Source organism: Sphingomonas sp., assembly GCF_041661825.1.
GTDB lineage: Bacteria > Pseudomonadota > Alphaproteobacteria > Sphingomonadales > Sphingomonadaceae > Sphingomonas.
In genome coordinates this window covers 26,302-46,011 of the sequence record NZ_JBAZTU010000002.1, presented here as the reverse complement: position 1 = coordinate 46,011, position 19,710 = coordinate 26,302, and the positions used below count along the sequence as shown (strand labels likewise).

The window sequence follows — 19,710 nt, the reverse complement described above, 5'->3', positions numbered from 1 at the left end:
CCCTGCAGCGGTTAAGACCGGTATGTGCTGACGATGGGACCGGCAATGCGTGAGGATATGGAGTCGGCGATCCGCGAGAGGGTCGCGGGCTATTTCGAGACGATCTATCGGCCTGGGACTCAGCATTTCCACGCGATCGTCCATGCGGTGGAGAATCCGGCGAGCGGTGTGATTGCCATCGCCGGACCGATCTACGACGCGGGCGGGGGCTTTCCCGTCACGCGGATCGGGGTCATCGGGCGGGACGGGGCGCTGGCGCTGCTCTCCGAAGACGGGGCGAACGATACCGATCCGCACTGGTCGCCCGACGGCTGCACCTTGGCGTTCCTGTCGGATCGTGGGCATGGCGGTGGGAATTTCCAGCTTTGCCTGGCCGATGCGAGCGACCTCGCGTCGCGCAAGCCTGGCCCGGTTCTGATCGGGGAGGCAGTCGAGGCCTTTGCCTGGTCGACGGACGGGCGCCGTATCCTGATCCAGAGCGCCGATGCGGGCGCCGATGCGGCGGGTTCGGCGAGCACCGCGCGGATCGGCAGTGCGACGAAAGAGGCGCGGCCGTCCTGGATGCCGACGGTCGAGACCGGCGGGCACGACAATCTGTGGCGCCGCGCGCGGATCTGGAATGTGGAGAGCGGTACGCTCACCGATCTGGGTGTCGCGGGCCAGAATGTGTGGGAGGCTGAATGGTGCGGCCCCGACGCGGTCGTGGCGATCCTGTCGGCGAGACCGACCGAGGGCGGGTGGTACCAGACCGAAATCAGTATCGCGTCGGCGGAGGGCGGCGCGTTCGTGCCGTTCACCACATCGGATCTTGAACTGGCCAAGGTTTGTGCCTCGCCCGATGGGCGACGGATCGCGGTGGTGCAGGGGCGTTTCCACCGCACCGTCGCGTTGGGCACGCTGCTTCTCTACGACCGCGATGGCGGCGAACCGACCATGCCGGATGTTGGGGCGGAAATCTCCGCGCTGGCTTGGCGCAACGATAAGGCGCTATTCTTCACGGGGTTCCGCGCACCGGGAACGGTTGCAGGCACGCTCGATGTTATGACCGGCGTCGCGACGATCGAGTGGGAATCCGGCGGCACTGCCGGCCGCAAGGTGCCGTATGCCAGTCCGGTGGGCGAGCACGGCGTGCTGGTGCCGGGCCATGGATCGGACCGCTATCCGCATTTGCTGCGGGTCGAGGAGGGGCGCGAGCAGATGGTGCTCGATCTCGCCAGCCCGGGCATTGGCGAGCTGATCGACACGATCGGATCGGCCGAAGCGATCCGGTGGCAAGGCCGCGATGGGCTGGAAGTGCACGGTTATCTGATGAAGCCGGCCGGGGTGACCCGCCCGCCGCTCGTCGCGTTCATCCATGGCGGGCCCTCCCATCTCTTCCGCGATAGCTGGACCTTCGACAATCCACTTGCCGCCCTGCTGGCGAGTCAGGGCTATGCCGTGCTTTTCCCCAATCCGCGCGGCAGCTCGGGGCGCGGGCTGGATTTCGCCAGCCGCGTGATCGGCGATTGGGGCGGCGAGGACCGGTACGACGTGCTGGCCGGGATCGACCATGTCATCGCGCATCACGAAGTGGACGGCGCGCGGCTGTTCGTTACCGGGGGCAGCTATGGCGGCTATATGACGACCTGGCTGGTCACCCAGACCGACCGGTTCAGCGCTGCCTGTGCGATCGCGCCGCTGAGCGACATGCGCTCCTTCTTCTTCACCGCGCATCACCCCGAATTCCTCGAAATCTATTCGAAGGGCGGCCCCTACGAGGTCGGCGGCATCTTCGACATGCGCAGTCCGCTGCGCCACGCCGACAAGGTCTCGACCCCGACGATGCTGATCGCGGGCGAGATGGACAAGACCACGCCGCCGACCCAGGCGACTCAGTTCCACCATGCGCTGGTGCTGCGCGACGTGCCGTCGGAGCTGGTGCTCTATCCCGAGGAAGGCCATGCCGCGGCCCGGCTCGAGGCGCAGATCGACCAGGGCGTGCGCGTATTGCGCTGGTTCAGGACCTGGGAGGACCGCAATGGGGGCGATCGCAGGCGCTGAGCCCACGGTGGCGGACGCGTCGCACCGCTACACGCCGTTGCGGCGCTGGATCTTCCTCGCGGTGCTGTTCCTGGTGGGCACGTCGAGCTCGGTCGACCGGGTAGTGATCTCGGTGCTGCTCGAGCCGATCAAGCACGAGTTCCAGGTGTCCGATGCCGAGCTTGGCCTGCTCAGCGGCCTGTCCTTCGCCTTGCTCTATTCAGTACTGGGCGTGCCGATCGCGCGCTATGCCGATCGCGGCGATCGCAAGCTGCTGATCACCGCCGCGATCAGCGTGTGGAGCGTGATGACCATGCTCTGCGCCGCTGCGACGGGTTTCTGGCATCTGCTCGCAGCGCGGATCGGGGTTGGCGTGGGCGAGGCGGGGGCGACACCGCCCTCGCAATCGCTGATCGTCGATTATTTCCCGGCCGATATGCGGGCGCGGGCGATCGGGATCTTCGCGACGTCCGGCACGGCCGGCTATCTGCTCGGGCTGTCGGTCGGATCGCAGCTGGTGACGGCGTTCGGCTGGCGCGTGACCTTGGTCGCGTTCGGATTGCCGGGGCTGATCATCGCGGCGATCGTCTTCTTCGTGCTCGACGAGCCGAGGCGGCAGGCGGGCGCGAAAGAGGCGGGTGACGGCGAGAGTTTCGGGGTCTCGATCCGGAAACTGGCGGCGAAGCCGGCTTATGTGCGGCTGCTGATCGCCCAGACGTTGTACAGCTTCGCGGCCTATGGCTCGCTCGTCTTCGTGCCCTCCTATCTGATCCGCGTGGTCGGCAGCCCAATCGCTACTGCGGGCCTTTATTACGGGATGAGCTCAGCCTTCGCGGTGCTGGTCGGCAGCCTTGTCGGCGGCTGGCTGTGCGATGTGCTGGTGCGGCGCGACCGGCGCTGGACGGCGTGGTTTCCCGCGATCGGGTTCGGACTGGCCGCGGTGCCGTGCATGGCGATGTTCCTGATTGACGACCTGAGCTGGTTCCTGATCGTCAGCACCGTCGGCGGCGTGCTGCTCTACGCCTCGCTGCCCGCCTCCTTCGCGGCAATCCACGCGGTGTGCGGCAGTGCGCGGCGCGCAACCGCGATCGCGCTCCTGCTGTTCTTCAGCAACCTGCTCGGCTTCGGGATCGGGCCGGTGGTGACGGGCGCGCTCAGCGACATGTTCAGCGCGAGCCATGGTCCGGAAGGGCTGCGCTACGCGCTGCTGATCGTGATGGCGCTGACCATTCCGACCGCAATCGTCACCTTCCTCGCCGCGCGGCACATGCCGGCGGACATGGAGGACTAACGCGCCCTCCGCTCGCCGAGCGACAGTTCCGAGGTCGGCTTGCCGGAGATGAAGGTCTTCATCCGGTCGCGGAACTCGTCGGAGTGGAGATAGGCCAGCTCCTCGGCCCGGTCGGCGTCGCCCGCTCGGATCGCGTCGATCATCTCCTGATGCTGCGCGACGACGATGTCATAGTCGGCGAGGCTCGTATCGTTCTGGCGGAAAGCGAGCAGCGAGAGGCGCATCACGCCGCGCAGCATCTTCGAGCAGTCGGCCGCCATATACTGGTTGCCGCACGCCTGGTTGATCGCGTCGTGGAAGGCCCAGTTGGTCTCGACCACCAGCCGCGGATCGCCCGTCTCGCAAGCGGCGGCGAAGTCGCTGTTCGCGCGTTCCAGTGCGACGAGATGGAGCGGCAGGCGGCGCTGCGCGGCCCACCGGGTCGTCGCGCGTTCGTACAGCTCCAGCGTCTCGATCAGTTGCGGCACCTGGTCGAAATCCAGCGGCGCCACGCGCGCGCCGCGATTGGGGGCGAGCACGACGAGACTGTCGGCGGCGAGGCGGATCAGTGCTTCGCGGATCGGGGTGCGTGAAAAGCCGAGCTCGCGGCTGAACTGTACCTCGTCGAGCTCGGCATTGGGGGGAAGCTTGAGGCTCAGGATCTGCTCGCGCAGCAGCGAGTAGACGCGCTGGCCGCTCGACTGCCTGACCTCGTCCTCGCCGTCCTCGATCTCGATCGGTTCAACGGCCTTGTTCTTCGCCATCCCTGAGCCCCTCAACCAACCCGCACGAATGACACCAGCCTTGAGATGAAGCGGGCGCCCGCCTCCATCTGGCTGAGTTCGATGAACTCGTCCGGTCGATGTGCCTGCGTTATCGATCCCGGGCCACATATGACAGTGGAAAGGCCCGCTTCCTGGAACTGCCCGGCCTCGGCGCCATAGGAAACTGCAGTGCCGGGGGTATTCGCACCGCTCAGCATCGCCGACAGACGCTCGGCCGCGCCGTCTTCCTCGCGGCGGAGTGAGGGTACCTTGGCCAGTCGCTCTACCATGATGCCGGTCTCGTCGCCCTCGGTGGCGAGGCGCTGACTTGCCTGCTCGACCGCGACCCAGAAGGGTGCGAGCACTTCGTCGGCATCGCGATCGGGCACGCAGCGCAGGTCGAAGGTGAAGCGGCACTCGCGCGCGAGGATGTTGGGCGCGGTGCCGCCATGGATGGTGCCGACCGTCAGCGTCGACCAGGGCGGATCGAAATGCGGATCGCGGTGGTGCGTTTCCGTCTCGGCGATCCGGGCGAGCGTCGACAGCAGGTCGATCGCCACCATGTTGGCCGAGATACCCTCGGTGACCAGGCTCGAATGCGCTTCGCGACCAGTGACCACGACCTCATAGAGCTGGATGCTCTTGTGGCTGTTGACGATCTGCATGTTGGTCGGCTCGCCGATGATCGCCGCCATCGGGGTATAGCCGAGATCGAGGATGCTGCGGATCAGGTCGGGCGCGCCGAGGCAGCCGATCTCCTCGTCATAGGAAAAGGCGAGATGCACTGGCCGTTCGAGCTGCTCGTGAGCGAGCAACGGCACCGCAGCCATGGCGAGGGCAAGGAAGCCCTTCATGTCGCTGGTGCCGCGACCAAAGAGGCGACCATCGCGTTCGACCAACTCGAACGGATCGGAGCTCCATGGCTGGTCGACCACCGGTACCACATCGGTATGGCCCGACAGGATGATCCCGCCCGCGGTACCCTGGCCGATCGTCGCCAGCAGGTTCGCCTTTGAACCGTCGGCGTTGGCCACGCGGTGCGCGGTGATGCCGTGCTCCGCCAGGTACGTCTCGACATATTCGATCAGTGCGAGGTTGGAATCGGCCGAGGTGGTGTCGAACGACACCAGCCGCGCGAGAATCTCGATCGCGTCGTGTGCGATCGAGTCGGAGTCTGCAGATGCCGGCTTGTCGATGATGGGCAGCACGATCGATCTATTCCCGGATGCCGGCAGGGACGGGCAGGGCGCGGCGGCGCTCCCCACGACACGATCGATTCATTCTCCCGCCCCCGCAAATCTCTGCAAATCCATGTATACATATTGTATTCCAGTGATACACAGTCAACCGATATTTCGACCGTATCGGTGCAAAAGGCGAAAGGGGGCTGAAGCGGATGCGCGAGGGGAAGACGGAGGACACCGCCTTTTTCGGCCACCCGCGCGGGCTCGGCTATCTTGCCTTCACCGAGGTGTGGGAGGGTTTCTCCTATTACGGCATGCAGGCGCTGCTGGTGCTCTACATGGTCAGCCAGCTGCTTCAGCCGGGGCACTTCGAGCATGTCGCCGGGCTCGGCGGCCTGCGCGCGCTGCTGGAAGGTGCGACGGGCAAGATGACCGTGATCGCCTTCGCGTCGCAAATCTTCGGGCTCTATGCCGGGCTGGTCAACGCCACCCCGCTCCTGGGTGGCTGGCTGGGCGACCGGGTGCTGGGGCAGACCCGGACGATCGTGCTGGGCGCGGTGCTGATGACCCTGGGGCATCTGGCGATGACGTCGGAGCGGCTTTTCCTGCTCGCCTTGTTGCTGTTGGTGCTCGGGGCGGGGTGCATCAAGGGCAATATGGCGGTGCAGATCGGCAATCTCTACGAGGCCAGTGACCCCCGCCGGACGCGTGGTTTCGGCATCTATATGTTCGTGCGCAACCTCGGCGCGTTCGCCGCACCGTTGATCTGCGGGACCCTGGGCGAGACATTGGGCTGGGATTACGGTTTCGGTGTCGCCGCGCTGGCAATGGCGGCCGCGCTGGTGATCTACCTGTCGGGTCGCCGCTACCTGCCGCCCGAACTGCCGGTGCGGCGGCTGCGTGAGGCGCGGTTGCGGCTCACGATTGCGGAACGACGTGCGATCCTCGGCCTGTTCCTCGCCTTCATTCCCTATCTGCTGATGTTCAGTGCGGTCTATCAGGCCTACAATCTCTTCCCGGTCTGGGCGTCGGCGCACGTGAATCGAGAGGTCTGGCGCGCGACGATCCCGGTGACCTGGATGTTCACCTTCGACGGCATCGCTACCATGGCGGGCATCCTGCTGACGGTGCGTTTCTGGCGGGCCCTGCAGGCGCGAGGGCGAGAGCCCGGCAGCCTCACCAAGATGGCGATCGGTAGTGCGATGACTTGCGGCGCCTTCGCGATCCTCGCGGCGGCATCAGCGCTGTCCGCGGGGCCGGTGGCATTGCTCTGGGTGCTGGCCTTTTTCGTGCTGCTCGATTTCAGCTTCATCTGGGGCGAGCCACCCTTGCGGGCATTCGTCTCCACCCATGCGCCGCCGTCGCACGCGACCTTGATGATGAGCCTGTCGATCATGTCGATCGCGCTCGCCAACATCTTTGTCGGCTGGCTCGGGCGCTTCTACGAACCGCTCGGCCCCGCGCTCTTCTGGCTGCTCCATGCCGGCATCGCGGCGACCGGAGTCTGCGCCGCGTTGCTGCTGCGGCCGATGATCCTGCAACTGATCGGGGAACGGACATGACCTTCGGGGAAATCATGACGCCGCGGCTGGTCCTGCGTCCGCCGGGCGAGCCCGACTTCGCCGACATGCTGTCCCTGTGGAGCGACGCGGATCTGCTGCGCCATATCGGACGGCCGAGCACGCGCGAGGAGATATGGGCGCGGCTGCTCAAATATGTCGGGCATTGGGCCCTGTTCGGCTTCGGCTATCGGATCATCCGCGAAGCAGCATCGGGTCGCTTCGTGGGCGAGGCGGGAATCGCCTATCAACGGCGCGCCAATAGCCTGGACGATCCTGAAGCAGGCTGGGCGCTCGTGGGTTGGGCGCAGGGGCGGGGTTTCGCCGCCGAGGCGCTCGACGCGATCCTTGCACAGGCCGATGGCGACCTCGACATGGCGCGCACCACCTGCCTGATCGCCCCTGACAATCTGGCCTCGATCAAGCTCGCCGAGCGCCACGGCTATCGTTCGATCGGAGCGGTGGATATGGCCGATAGCTCAATCGAACGCTTCGAAAGGCTGCGGCCATCCGCTATCGTCGGCCCTGATTGAGGGAGAGACCATGATGTCGGGACGGATCGCGGTTGTGACCGGCGCGGGAAGCGGAATCGGGCGCGCGGTATCGATCGCGCTGGCCAGGCGCGGCTACGGCGTGGTGCTCGCCGGACGCAAGGTCGACACCTTGCGGGAGACGGCCAGGCTGGTCGATGCTGCCGGTGGACGATCGCTCATCGTGCCGACCGACGTCACCGATCCGCAGGCGGTGAGCGATCTGTTCGACCAGGCAGTCGGCCAGTTCGGGCGCGTCGACCTGCTATTCAACAACGCAGGCACCAACATCGCGCCACAGCCGATCGAGGATCTGTCGTTCGATGCATGGCGTCGGGTGATCGACGTCAACCTAAGCGGCGCATTCCTGTGCCTGCAGGCTGCGTTCCGTGCGATGAAGGACCAGACGCCGCGCGGCGGACGCATCATCAATAACGGATCGATCTCGGCGCATAGCCCGCGCCCCGATTCCACCCCCTATACCGCGAGCAAGCATGCCATCACCGGGCTGACCAAATGCGCTTCGCTCGACGGCCGGAAATACGACATCGCCTGTGGGCAGATCGACATCGGCAACGCATCGACCGACATGGCCGCAGCGATGACCGCCGGGGTTCGCCAGGCCAATGGGTCGATCGCGGCGGAGCCAGTGATGGACGTCGCGCGGATCGGAGAGGCGATTGCCTATATGGACAGCCTGCCACTGGACGCGAACGTGCAGTTCATGACGATCATGGCGACCAAGATGCCCTTTGTCGGGCGGGGATAACCAGCGCCGCGCCTTATCGCTGCCGCCCGTGCATTCCGTGATCGACGTGCCTTCCATGAAAATGTATCGCACATAGCAACATTGTTGCTTCATACCGGCTCTATTTATCGCTTTTCCTTAGTATACTCCCTACGGGCGCACTTGTTGTGTTGCTGAATTAGCTATAAGTGTTGCCGCGTTGAAATAGGCAGCAGGGAGAGGGATAGCGTCAGCGACCGGCCTTTGATGGCCATTCCGATCCCGGCACGGCCGCAACCGGCGCGCGCAATTTCCACCATCATTGTGTGAGGCGATCGCGCGGAGGGCATGACTGCTCCGTCGCGTTCCAACTGTGTTCGATCTCCACGCAAGAGATCGGGAAGCCGGCACCGACGATAAAAGCCGGCAGGAGAGGAGAAGCGACATGAATAGCATTTTCGCGTCCCGTGCCCGCCGCACCTTGCGGCCGGTGCTTGCTCTGGGAGCCGTCGCCGCGGCGATCGCGCCGGCCGGGGCTCTGGCCGATCCGCCATCGACCCTGTACGGACTCGCCTGGGAAGAGACCTTCAGCGGCACGTCGGTCGACACCAGCCGCTGGAATTTTCGCACCGATGTGAAAGCGCTGAGCGCACAGCTGGCCGCCAATGCGGTCATCGACAATGGCCAGCTCAGCCTGTTGATGAAACAGGAGAGCGTGAGCGGCAAGGCGTATACCGGCGCCGGCGTCATCAGCAAGCAGCAGTTCGGCTATGGCTATTACGAAGTCCGCGCGAAGAACACCACCAACACCGGCTGGCACAACAGCTTCTGGATGATGGCGGGCGACGGCAGCGATACCTTTGCCGCGGGCCGCTATCTCGAGATCGACCAGGCGGAGATCGACACGGCGGACCAGACCCATGTCCCGAGCGGGCTGCAGATCTGGAATGGCCAGGCGGGTTCGGGCGCCAATATCGGCGGCCCGCGTTGCGCCACCTATGCGCCCGGTGTGAACCTGACGGCCGCCTATCACACTTATGGCGCCGACTGGCGCGAAGGCGCGGTCGACTTTTATCTCGACGGTACGAAATATTGCACGGTCGCCTATTCGACGACGCAGTATCGTCAGGATCCGGTGAACATCTGGCTGACTGCCATTGCCTATCGCGCGCCCGTCTCGGTCGGCGGCACGCCGCAATATTACGACACGGTCCGGTTCTACAAACGCGACCAATATGTGATGAACGGCCGTTATGGATATAGCGAGAGTGGCACAGGCTGGCTGGACAGCACGCTGGCCGGTTTCGGCCTGATGCCGCAGCGCTATTCTTGCACAGCGGGTGCCAAGGCGATCTTCGCGCCGGGATTCAACCAGTCGGGCGACTATCACGTTTATATCTGGAAGACCGTCAACGCGAACGCCGATACGCAAGCCGAAGTCCGGGTCCAGGCGGCCTCGGGAAACACCACGACGACGATCAACTTCACGACCGGCACCTCGGGTTGGGTGGATCTTGGCACCCACAGCTTCAATGCCGGCACGACCAACCCCGCGATCGGCGTAACCAACACCGTCCATACCGGCTGTCAGCGCGCCGGGGCGGTCAAGTTCGTTCGCGTGTAGCAGATGGCGACGACCATGCGGCGCGGGTTTGCCCTGGGAACGATGGTGGTTGTTCTAGGGGCGACTGCTGGTCTCCTGCTCGCTCGTTCCGAAAGGATCGTGGAGCAGGATGCCATCCGTGTCGTCGCCGCGCCGGCACGCTACCCCGTAGCGGTTATCACGCCGGTTCCGGTAGCGTCCCCGACGCCGCCGGAACCGGCAGAGGCCGGCAACCGCTATAATTCGGGAGTCGATCCACCGGCTCCGCGAGAGGCAAACGCGCCCAATTATGCCGATCTCGGCGTGTTGCCTGCCATCTGAATGAGAGAATGAGCGAATGACGAGCGACATGAGCGGATCGAGGCGGCGTTTCCTGACCGGGGCGGGGGTGCTCCCGCTTGTCGCGATCGCGGGCCGGGCGGAGGCACAGGAGGCCCCGCCCGTCTCGCCCTTCACTGCCTTCTCGATCGATCCGCGCGAGCCGGATCTGGTCATGCCGCTCTGGCCCGAGGGCAAGATGCCGGGCGGCCCAGTCCCGGCCATCACCGAGACGATTGACGATCAATGGGACACGGCTGGCCTGCGCTACCGGGTTGGCGTGCACGTCACGCGACCGACCATCGCCTATTTCGCGCCCGCCAACCCCAGTGGCGCGGCGGTGCTGATCTGTCCGGGCGGCGGCTATTCGCGCGTGGGCATCGACCGCGAAGGGTATGAATGCGCACGCTGGTTCGCGTCGCTCGGTATTGCCGCGTTCGTGTTGCGCTACCGGCTCCCCGCAGATCGCTGGGGTGCCGGGGCGGCGGTAGCATTGCAGGACGCGCAGCGCGCGATGCGGCTGATCCGCGTAGGCGGGGCAGGGCGCTGGCGCGTCGACCCCAAACGCGTGGTTGTGATGGGCGGCTCGGCCGGCGGTCATCTTGCGGGAAGCCTGTGCGTCAAGGTCTATGACCGCACCTATGCGCCGATTGACGAGGCCGACCGCCTGCTGACCCGGCCTGATGGGGCGATCCTGCTCTATCCAGTGGTGTCGATGGGCCCGGCTGGCCATGCCGGCACGCGGCTCGCCCTGCTTGGACCGAGCCCTTCCGCAAGCGACATGACCGCATGGTCGCTCGACGGCCCGTTGCCGGGCATCACGCCGCCGATCTTCCTGGTCCATGCCGTGCACGACCGCGTCGTGCCGGTCGATCAGTCGCTGGCGCTGTTCGCGGCGGTGCGCGCCTCAGGCGGCGTCATCGACCTGCACCTGTTCGACGAAGGCGCGCACGGTCTGGGATTTCGCGGCGATCCGGCCTGGCCGATGTCGGACTGGCCGACCCTCGCGCGGAAGTGGCTGGTGCGAAACAATCTGGCCTGAAGCCGCCTATGCGGGCCGGAGCCGCGAGCGCGGCTGGCTGCGCAGTGCGCCCCAGGCGACCAGCGCTGCGACTGGGTGAAGCAGCCCCATCAACAGGAAGATCTGCGGGTAATTACCCGACTGGACCAGTTGGCCGACGATCTGGGTCGAGAAGATGCCGCCCAGCCCGCTGCCTGCGGCCACGAAGCCGAACACGGTCGCCACGACGCGTGTCGGATAGAGATCGACGATCAGCGTACCCATGTTGATCTGGAAGATCAGGTGCGCGAACGCGACCAAGGCGGCGACCGCGAGCGTCAACGGGACGGCCGGCGTGGTCGAGATCAGCATGCCCAGCGGCGCCAGCACTGCGGCAATCCCGATCGCGGTGAGACGGCTGCGGACCGGCGTCATGCCACGACGGATCAGCCAGCCGGAGAAGAGCCCACCCCCGATGCTGCCGAAATCAGCGGCGAGATAGACGATCCAGGCAGTGGCGGCGACGCCCGCGAGATCCATCCCGCGTTCGTCGGCAAGATATTTGGGGAACCAGAAAAGATAGAAATACCAGACCGGGTCGGCGATCAGCCGCGCCAGGGCGAAACCCCAGAGCGGCCGCTCCCGCAGGATGGCCGCCCAGGGCGTGGGCTCGCGCGCGACTGCGTGCGCCTGCCGGTCGCGTGGATAGATGGCGAGCCAGGCGACCAGCCACACAAAGCCAAGCGCACCGGTCGCGACAAAGGCGGCGCGCCAGCCATGAGTCAGCGCCAGCCAGCCGATCAGCGGTGGTGAAATCGTCGCGCCGACCATCGCGCCCGCGGTATAGGCGCCGAAGGCGAAACCGCGCTCGGGCGGTGGGAAATGTTCGGAGATCGCCTTGGGGCCGGCGGTGTAGTTCCCGGCCTCGCCGAGGCCCAGCATCGCGCGCGCGCCGCCAAGGGCCATCGCGCTGTTCACCAGGCCGGTCGCCATGTTGGCGAGCGACCACCAGCCGACGAACAACGCCAGCGACAGCCGCGTGCCGAGCCGGTCGGTCACCCAACCCGCGCCGAGATAGGCGAGCGTATAGGCGATCAGGAAGAACTGGACGATCCGGGCATAGCCGAGATCCGAGATATTGAGGTCGCGCTGGACGAGCGGCGCCAGGATCGAGAGAGTCTGCCGGTCGACATAGTTGAGCACGGTCGAGGCGAACAGCAGCGCCAGGATCGCCCAGCGCATCCGGCTCACGCCGCGCGGCGCGGTACCGGCCGCCGCGACCTCGTCGGCCGGCCCGACCTGTTGCGCGGCCTCGCCTGTCATTTTCAGCCGCCGATCTCGGGCGTGGCCTCACGCAGGGCGGCGACGAGTTGTTCGGTTCCCGATTCGGGTATCCAGCCCGACAGCGCGATGCCGGCATGCGCTGGATCGCCAGTCGAGACAGCGACGACATGATGGTCGCGCTCATCGGCGACATGGACGCGGGCATAGCCGAGGCGCCGCACCTCGGCGAGCTTGGCGAGGAGTTGGTCGATGCCCTGGGGGAACATCGGGATCTCGCGATCCTTGTAGAGTTCGCATACCTCATCGTCCTCAAGTTCCGAGAGCAGGACGATGCCGATGCCGCTCGTCGTCGCCGGCAACAGGCCGATACGGCCGAGCCCGCGCGACGCCTCGATGCCTGGTGGCGCGTGGAACAGATAGCTCACGCTGTCGCCCCACAGCACGCCGAGCGCGACCGTATGGCCGAAGCGGCGCAAGCCCTCGAGCACCGGCAGCGCACGTCGAATCAGGCCCGATGCGAACAGGCTCTGAGCGGCGAGCACATGCATCCCCGGACCCGCGGTATATTTGCGGTTGGCGGTCTGTCGGGCGATGCCGAGATAGGCCAATGTCTTGAGCAGCCGGTTGATCTTGGTCGGATCGGCGTTGAGCCGTCGCGCCAGCTCGCGGCAGCCGACCGGCTCGGGCGATGTCGCCAGCGCCTGGAGCGTGGTGATGCCGTCGATCAGGCTCTGATTGGGCTGGGCGTTGAGTTTAGGTCGCACGGTCGCATCCTATGCACCAAGGCGCGGTTCCCGCCAAACGAAGCGTGGTGGCGCTCACGCGACCTGCTCGGCATGCTGCCAGAAGCGGGCATTGGGCTCGACCCCCAGGCCCGGTCCGGTCGGGAGCTTATAGCCCGCGTTGTCGTGACTCATGTCGGTATCGAGCAGCGCGAGGTTCCGCTCGAACACCGAATGCTGCCATTCATGTTTCCAGAGCTGCGAGATCGTCGCCGACGCGTTGAGGCTCGCGGCGAGGAAGATGCCCGTGCCGATCGTCGCGTGTGGCGCTATCGCCACGCCGTGCGCGGCCGCCACCTTCGCGATCCGCAGGAACTGCGTGATCCCGGTATGGCCCATCTCGGGCTGGATATATGCCAGCGGCCCCGCGGCGAGCCGGTTGGTCGCTTCATAGTCGGTGTACCATTCCTCGCCGGCCGCGATGGGGACCGGGCTCTCCGATGCCAGACGCGCGAGACCGGCCATGTCCTCGGGCTTCACCGGCGCCTCGGCGAAATGGGGGCGCAAGGGGGCCAGGCACGCGAGCAGATCCCGCGCGGCCGCGACGTCGAACTTCCAATGGAGATCGACCATGATCGCGGCGTCGTCGCCGAGCGCGGCGCGCAGCGCGGCCATTTCCTCGATCACGCCTTCATGGCTCACCACTGCCGCGAACTTGAACGCGCTGACGCCGCGTGCCTGCCATTCGCGGGCAAGTGTCACGCGCTCCTCGAGCGTGGCGGCCGGCAGGCCGGAAAGATAGCTGGCGATCGTCGAATGTACCGACGGGCCGAGCAGATCGCGCACCGGAACGCCTGCGCTCTTGGCCTTGAGGTCCCACAACGCGATGTCGATCGCGGCGATCGCATCGACATGGAAGCCGCCCCAGCACCCGCGCACGCGCATCAGGCCATACAGCATGTCCCAGGTCGCACCGATATCGACCACGTCATGCCCTATCAGGGCTGGGACGAGCAGGTCGTTGATGATCTCGCAGGTCGCACGTGGCGCGCAGATTCCGTAGGTCTCGCCCCAGCCGATGCTGCCGTCTTCAGCCGTGGCCCGCACGACGATCGAGCGGTCGACGGTCGGATAGATCGTCCCGTTGCCCTGTCGCACGATATAGCCGCGCGCGTTGACGCTTTCATCCGGCCCGAGCGGCCCGAGATAGGGCGTGTCGCGCGGGACGGTGACGATGAAGGTGTCGATCGCGGCGATACGCATGATCAGGCAAGGGCTCCCTGTGGGGCTTCGGACGGCAGCAGGTCTGCCAGCCGCGCCAGCAAGGCGTCCAGCTCCGCGCGATCATGGCGGTCGAGCTCGGGGCCGGGCGCGCGGACAAAAGCGTTGTCGATGAGGCCGCGCCGCTGGAGCACTGCCTTGGTGAGCCGCCAGCGGAAGATCGCCTGCATGTTGAGCAGTGGCAGCGTGCGCTCGAACAGGTCGCGCGCCGATTCACGCTCGCCCGCGGCGAAAGCGTCGAGCATCCGGACATGAAGCTCGGTGATCTCGCAGGCCGGCATGGTCCCGCGCGCGCCGCGGACCAGCTCGTCGATCACATGGCGCGCGCCCGCGCCGCCGAACACTGCGTCGAGCGAGTCGCCGGCAAGCTCGGTGAGGCGCGTGATGCGTTGGCCGGAAGGCGGCGCCTCCTCCTTGACGAAACGGATGCCCTCGACACGGTGCGCCAGTTCCGCGACCTGCTCGAGCGGCAGGCCGATGCCCATGGGGGCAGGGGCGTTCTGCAGCATGATCGCGATGCCCGAGCCCCGGTGCGCCGCACGGAAGAATCCGGCCATCGCCTCGGCATCGCCGGCAAAGGTCTTGGGGGTGAGGATCATCGCGGCCATCGCACCCGCCCGGGCGCCGGCCTCAGCAAAGGCGATCGCCTCCTTCGTGTCGCCGGTGCTCGCGCCGACCACGAAAGGGAGGCGTCCATCCAGCCATTCCCCGATTCGGGCGGTCAGGTGCAGGCGCTCTTCCGTGGTGAGCGTATCATATTCGCTGGCAAGCCCTGGGAAGACCACGCCCTGCGCCCCGGCCGAAACGATATAGTCGAGCACGCGGTGCATGCCGGCCTCGTCCACTGCGCCGTTGGCAGTGAAGATCGTCGGCAGAATCGGTAGCACCCCCTTTAGCTCAGCCACGTCCACTCCCATCTTTGTGTTGCTATATATGTAATCTTTGCGCGGTTGGGGCGCAGTGTCAACTACAGTGTTGCAGCAATCTAAAGGCCAATATGGACCATATCGAGGGTATTGCGTGTTCATAGTTGTTGCTTTAATAGAGACGTATCGAGGGCGCCAGAGCGTAACAGCGCAGCGCCCTTCGTGAGAGGATGAAAGGGGAGAGGCATGAAGAATCGCGCCGTTAAGGGACTGCTGGCGACCACTATATTGGCGTCGGCCTTCGTGGTTGCCGGGCCCGCCTGGGCCCAGACCGCCAGCGCGCCGTCGGACACGGCGGCCCCGGCTGGTCAGGAAGGTCCCGACATCGTCGTGACCGGCATCCGCCAGAGCCTGGGTGCCGCGCGCGACATCAAACGCGATTCCTCGCAATTCGTCGATGCGATCGTCGCTGACGACATCGGCAAGCTGCCTGACCGTAATGTGGCCGAATCGCTCGCCCGCGTCTCAGGCATCCAGGTCGATCGCGGCATTGCGGAAGGCACTAACGTCTCGGTGCGAGGCCTTCGTCAGAATGTCTATCTGTTCAACGGGCGTGAGATCGTCGATGCGACCGGCCGCGGCGGCACGGGCCTCGACCAGCTTGGCAGCTCGACCTACGGCATTCTCGCGCTGGTGCCCTCCGAACTGATCTCGCGGCTGGAAGTGACCAAGCTCGCGGGCGCCGACCAGATCGCCGGCGCGCTCGGCGGCGTCATCGACATCGAGACCCGCAAGCCGCTCGACGGGCCCAATCAGATCGCCGCCAAAGCCGGTATCACCTATGACGACCTGAGCGAGAAGCCGAGCTACGAGTTGTTCGGCCTGGCCTCGCACAAATTTGCGGGCGATACGCTGGGCGTGCTGCTCTCGGCATCATGGGGCAAGCGTCGTCTGTCGCAGCAGGGCCTCGATACCTTTGCCGGCTATACGCGCTTCACTGATGGCGGCGGCGTCGCCCATTTCGGCAATTCGGACGTCCGCCCAGAAGAGATCGACGAACGCCGAAGCAAGATCGGCCTGGATGGCGTGATCCAGTGGAAGCCCTCGCCAGGTGTCGAGTTCACGCTCGACAGTTTCTATTCGAAGCTCACTTCCGACCGTGATCGCTATTGGTTGTCGTTCAATCCGCTCACCGGGCTCAGCAACGCGAAATATTCGCCGAACAATGTGCTGCTCTCCGGCACCGCGGCGACGCCGGTGCTGACCAACACCGAATTCGCGGACACCAAGGCGGATACCTGGTCCTCGGCGTTGCGCGGCAAGTTCGACGTGGCCGACGGCGTGAAGGCGAGTGCTGAAGTCTCCTACAATCGTTCCTCGTCCAGCTATCGCCAGATCTATTTCCGCCTTCAGCCGATCGCGTCGATCACACCTAACGTCCAGTTCGATCTCTCGCAGGGCGATTTCGGATCGTACAATATCAGCGGGATCGACCTGACCGATCCGGCGCAGCTGCGCTTCACGATCTTCTTCCAGAACCTCTACCGCGCAGAGACCAAGGCGACCGCCGCGCGCTCCGATTGGGACGTCGATCTGGGCGGCGGTTTCCTGAAGAATCTGGGCTTCGGGGCGCGCTACCAGAATCTCGATACGCAGACCCGGCCGTCTCTGGCGGATATCCGTCCTGCCGGCGGCATCCCGGCGACTCAGCTTGCCTCCTTCCTGACGCTCCATTCGAACCCCGATTTCGCATCGGGCGATTTCCAGGGCCTGCCGCGCTCGTTCCTGACTTCGAGCGAAGCGGTCTCTCCGGGATGCAGCGTGTTCACTGCGTTCCCGGCGGTGTCGCAGTCGGCCGCGTGCCTCAATCCGACAGGCACGACCAATGCGCTCGCGGGCACCTATGAGATCAAGGAGAAGTTCCTCGAAGGCTATGGCAAGGTGGATTTCGGGACGGCGCTTGGCGGCATGGACCTGAGCGGTAACGTCGGCGTGCGATATCTGCACCGCGACATGGACTCGATCGGCAACCTGATCAGCACGTCCGGTGCAGCGACGCCGACCGTTTTCAAGCGCAGCGACGATGAATGGCTGCCCTCGGCCACGATGAAGCTCGACCTGAGCGGTGGCATGCTGTTCCGCCTGGGCGCGGCCAAGGTCGTCGCGTTTCCCAACACCGCCGACCTCAACAACGGCCTCACCCTGTTCAACACCGCGGTGTTCGTCGGTGGCGTGCAGGTGACGCCGGGCACCGGCAACGGCGGCGCACCGAACCTCAATCCCTACAAGGCGAACCAGATCGACGCCTCGCTCGAATATTATTTCGGCAAGCAGGCGCTCGTGTCGGTCGGGCTGTTCTACAAGGACGTCTCGACCTTCATCGTCTCGCAGCAAAGCGCCGAGACCTATGCCGGGGTCAACTATCTGATCAATCGCCGCATCAACGGTGCCGGTGCCAAGGTGAAGGGTATCGAGGGGCTGTTGCAGCTGCCCTTCTACTTCCTGCCGGGGGCGCTCGACGGCTTCGGCATGGTCGCCACCTATTCGTATATCGACTCGACCACGCCGATGCGGGATGGCGTCGGGCGCGTGCTGCCTTTCCCGGGGCTGTCGAAGAACAACGTCAACCTCATCGGCTATTACGAGAAGGGCCCGGTGAGTCTGCGTGTCGCCTATAATTGGCGCGACGATTATCTGGTCAGCTTGTCGGCCGCCAACACCGGTATCTACAACGATACCTATACAGATCTGTCGGCGACCTTCCGCTATGATTTCACGCCGAACCTTTCGCTCGGCCTCGAAGTAAACAATCTCCTCAACGAGAAGCAGCGCACCTATGACGGAAGCTCGGAGGCGTTGCGGACGAACCTGTTCTTCGGCCGCATGTTCAAGGCGAGCGTCAGCGCCAAGTTTTGAGGCGTTCGCAGCGCAGGGTGAGGGAGAAACGAGTGGCCGGCGAACTTGACGGACGGGTCGCGCTCGTGACCGGGGCGGCAAGCGGAATCGGTGCGGCGATCGCCGCCCGGTTCCGCGCCGAGGGCGCCAGGGTCGCGGGGCTGGACGTGGCACCGTCCGCGGCCTGCGACCTCGATCTGATTGCCGACCTGCGGTCCGACACGGCGCTGGCAGAGGCGTTCGCGCGAATGACTGAGAGGCTCGGCGCGCCGGACATTCTCGTCCATGCCGCGGCCGCCTCGGTTCCCGGTGGCGCCATCGACACCGATCCGGCGGCATTTGCCGATATCTATGACGTGAACCTGATCGGTGCGGTGCGACTGTTGCGGCTGTGCGTTCCGCCGATGCGAGCGGCCGGAAGAGGGGCGATCATATTGCTCTCCTCGATCAACGCCGACTTCGCCACGCCGACGCTGGCGGCCTATGCGGCGTCCAAGGCGGCGCTCGATAGCCTGACTCGGACGGCAGCGCTGGAATTCGCGCCCGACTATATTCGGGTAAATGCGATCGCGCCGGCGTCGATTGACACACCCTTGTTACGGAGATCGTTCGATCTGCAGCCCGATCCCGAGCGCGCCCGTGCGGAGAATGCGCTGCGCCACCCGCTCGCCCGGCTGGGGACGGCTGAAGAAGTTGCCGAGCTTGCCCTGTTCCTGGCATCCGATCGCGCGTCGTGGATCACCGGCGCCGTCCATCCGATAGACGGAGGCGCGCGTGTCACGCGGCGATGACGCTGGCGAGATCGTCGGGATCAATTGGGGCAGCTCGAACTTCCGCGCCTATCGTATCGCGGCGGATGGATCGGTAATCGACGACTATGCGGCGCCCGCTGGCGTCGCCGCGCTCGATCGTTCCGGCATGGCGGCACAGGTCGACATGCTGGTCGCGCGCTGGCCCGATCACGGGCCGATCTATGCGTCGGGCATGATCGGATCGAATATCGGCTGGACCGAGATACCCTATGCCGAGGCGCCCGCCGGGCTGCGCGAACTGGCCGGGGCGGCGACGCCTGCCGAGATTGGGTCGGCGACGGTGCGGATCGTGCCAGGTATCGCCTGCCGCCGGGCGTTCGACGGGGCGCCGGACATCATGCGCGGCGAGGAGATCGAACTGCTCGGGCTGGCCGGGGGCGATGGCCTGGTCGCACTGCCGGGCACGCATACCAAATGGGCGCGGCTGGAAGGGGGGCGGATCCTCGACTTTTTTACCAGCATGTCGGGTGAGATATTCGATCGGCTGACCGCCCAGGGCCTGCTCGCCTCGATCGTCGAGGGCGAGGCGGTAGACGGCGCTGCCTTTCTTGACGGTGTCGCGGCGGGCAGGGCGGGCGGACTTGGTCTTGGCACTTTGTTGTTCGGTGCCCGCGCGCGCGTGATCCGGGGCGACCTGCTCCGTGCCGATGCTGCTTCCTATATCCGCGGGCTGCTGATCGGATCGGAGATTGCCGATGCGCTCGCGCTGAACCCGGGTCTTGCAAGTTCCAGCGTGCCGCTGGTCGGCAACCCTGCGCTCTGCCGGCTCTATGCGAGCGCGCTCGGCTCGATCGGCGTTTCGACCAGGGTGGTCGATTCCCGCGACGCCTGCCTGACCGGCTTTCGTGCGCTGCACGAAGCGCGGGCGGCATGATC

General features: G+C 65.7%; 17 protein-coding genes. 11 read left to right on the top strand and 6 right to left on the bottom strand.

From position 1 onward, the window contains the following. Positions 1–45 precede the first annotated feature (45 nt). A complete protein-coding gene (locus WC729_RS07270; RefSeq protein WP_372851095.1) occupies positions 46–2,040 on the top strand; it encodes a prolyl oligopeptidase family serine peptidase in 1,995 nt (664 codons plus the stop codon). Further along, positions 2,018–3,310 (top strand): spinster family MFS transporter, encoded by a 1,293-nt coding sequence (locus tag WC729_RS07265; protein ID WP_372851093.1) that lies wholly within the window; start codon positions 2,018–2,020, stop codon positions 3,308–3,310. The genes WC729_RS07270 and WC729_RS07265 overlap by 23 nt, the downstream gene beginning before the upstream one ends. Here the strand turns inward: WC729_RS07265 and WC729_RS07260 are convergent. Together WC729_RS07260 and argE are read right to left on the bottom strand one after the other, a co-directional pair. Next, a complete protein-coding gene (locus WC729_RS07260) occupies positions 3,307–4,053 on the bottom strand; it encodes a GntR family transcriptional regulator (protein ID WP_372851091.1) in 747 nt (248 codons plus the stop codon). The two genes, WC729_RS07265 and WC729_RS07260, sit on opposite strands and share 4 nt — an antisense overlap. Positions 4,054–4,064: 11 nt before the next feature. Beyond that, positions 4,065–5,261: an acetylornithine deacetylase gene (argE, locus tag WC729_RS07255; protein WP_372851089.1), complete on the bottom strand. Its 1,197-nt coding sequence runs from the start codon at positions 5,259–5,261 to the stop codon at positions 4,065–4,067. Between the two features lie 188 nt (positions 5,262–5,449). On the opposite strand from argE, the gene WC729_RS07250 reads away from it, so the two are divergent. The 6 genes from WC729_RS07250 (at position 5,450) to WC729_RS07225 (ending at position 11,016) form a co-directional block, all read left to right on the top strand. Next, on the top strand, positions 5,450–6,799 hold the full coding sequence (locus WC729_RS07250) for a peptide MFS transporter (RefSeq protein ID WP_372851087.1): 1,350 nt from the start codon (positions 5,450–5,452) through the stop codon (positions 6,797–6,799). Beyond that, entirely contained in the window at positions 6,796–7,329 is a 534-nt protein-coding gene (locus WC729_RS07245) for a GNAT family N-acetyltransferase (RefSeq protein ID WP_372851085.1), read from the top strand. The genes WC729_RS07250 and WC729_RS07245 overlap by 4 nt, the downstream gene beginning before the upstream one ends. Before the next feature lie 13 nt (positions 7,330–7,342). Then, positions 7,343–8,095 (top strand): SDR family oxidoreductase, encoded by a 753-nt coding sequence (locus tag WC729_RS07240; RefSeq protein WP_372851083.1) that lies wholly within the window; start codon positions 7,343–7,345, stop codon positions 8,093–8,095. 403 nt (positions 8,096–8,498) lie between these two features. Continuing rightward, complete coding sequence (locus WC729_RS07235) at positions 8,499–9,677, top strand: family 16 glycosylhydrolase (protein ID WP_372851081.1); 1,179 nt, start codon at positions 8,499–8,501, stop codon at positions 9,675–9,677. A 42-nt stretch (positions 9,678–9,719) separates the two neighbouring features. Further along, positions 9,720–9,977 (top strand): hypothetical protein, encoded by a 258-nt coding sequence (locus WC729_RS07230; RefSeq protein ID WP_372851079.1) that lies wholly within the window; start codon positions 9,720–9,722, stop codon positions 9,975–9,977. A 16-nt stretch (positions 9,978–9,993) separates the two neighbouring features. Then, positions 9,994–11,016: an alpha/beta hydrolase gene (locus WC729_RS07225; protein ID WP_372851077.1), complete on the top strand. Its 1,023-nt coding sequence runs from the start codon at positions 9,994–9,996 to the stop codon at positions 11,014–11,016. A gap of 6 nt (positions 11,017–11,022) precedes the next feature. Here WC729_RS07225 and WC729_RS07220 read toward each other — a convergent pair whose 3' ends face one another. The 4 genes from WC729_RS07220 to WC729_RS07205 are packed head-to-tail and all read right to left on the bottom strand — an operon-like array spanning position 11,023 to position 15,166. Beyond that, the gene (locus WC729_RS07220) at positions 11,023–12,297 is read right to left on the bottom strand and encodes an MFS transporter (protein WP_372851075.1); all 1,275 of its coding nucleotides are present in this window, start codon (positions 12,295–12,297) and stop codon (positions 11,023–11,025) included. A gap of 2 nt (positions 12,298–12,299) precedes the next feature. Then, the gene (locus WC729_RS07215) at positions 12,300–13,022 is read right to left on the bottom strand and encodes an IclR family transcriptional regulator (protein WP_372851073.1); all 723 of its coding nucleotides are present in this window, start codon (positions 13,020–13,022) and stop codon (positions 12,300–12,302) included. A gap of 54 nt (positions 13,023–13,076) precedes the next feature. Beyond that, on the bottom strand, positions 13,077–14,243 hold the full coding sequence (locus WC729_RS07210) for a mandelate racemase/muconate lactonizing enzyme family protein (RefSeq protein ID WP_372851071.1): 1,167 nt from the start codon (positions 14,241–14,243) through the stop codon (positions 13,077–13,079). A 2-nt stretch (positions 14,244–14,245) separates the two neighbouring features. Next, the gene (locus WC729_RS07205; RefSeq protein WP_372851069.1) at positions 14,246–15,166 is read right to left on the bottom strand and encodes a dihydrodipicolinate synthase family protein; all 921 of its coding nucleotides are present in this window, start codon (positions 15,164–15,166) and stop codon (positions 14,246–14,248) included. A 207-nt stretch (positions 15,167–15,373) separates the two neighbouring features. On the opposite strand from WC729_RS07205, the gene WC729_RS07200 reads away from it, so the two are divergent. From WC729_RS07200 to WC729_RS07190, 3 genes are read left to right on the top strand one after another with little or no spacing between them, the layout of a single operon-like run. Continuing rightward, a complete protein-coding gene (locus WC729_RS07200; protein ID WP_372851067.1) occupies positions 15,374–18,043 on the top strand; it encodes a TonB-dependent receptor in 2,670 nt (889 codons plus the stop codon). Positions 18,044–18,075: 32 nt separating this feature from the next. Further along, the gene (locus WC729_RS07195) at positions 18,076–18,813 is read left to right on the top strand and encodes an SDR family NAD(P)-dependent oxidoreductase (RefSeq protein WP_372851065.1); all 738 of its coding nucleotides are present in this window, start codon (positions 18,076–18,078) and stop codon (positions 18,811–18,813) included. Then, positions 18,797–19,708 carry a 2-dehydro-3-deoxygalactonokinase gene (locus WC729_RS07190; protein WP_372851063.1) on the top strand — a complete coding sequence of 304 codons (912 nt, stop codon included), beginning with the start codon at positions 18,797–18,799 and terminating at the stop codon, positions 19,706–19,708. Before WC729_RS07195 ends, WC729_RS07190 begins: the two co-directional genes overlap by 17 nt. Positions 19,709–19,710: the final 2 nt, after the last annotated feature.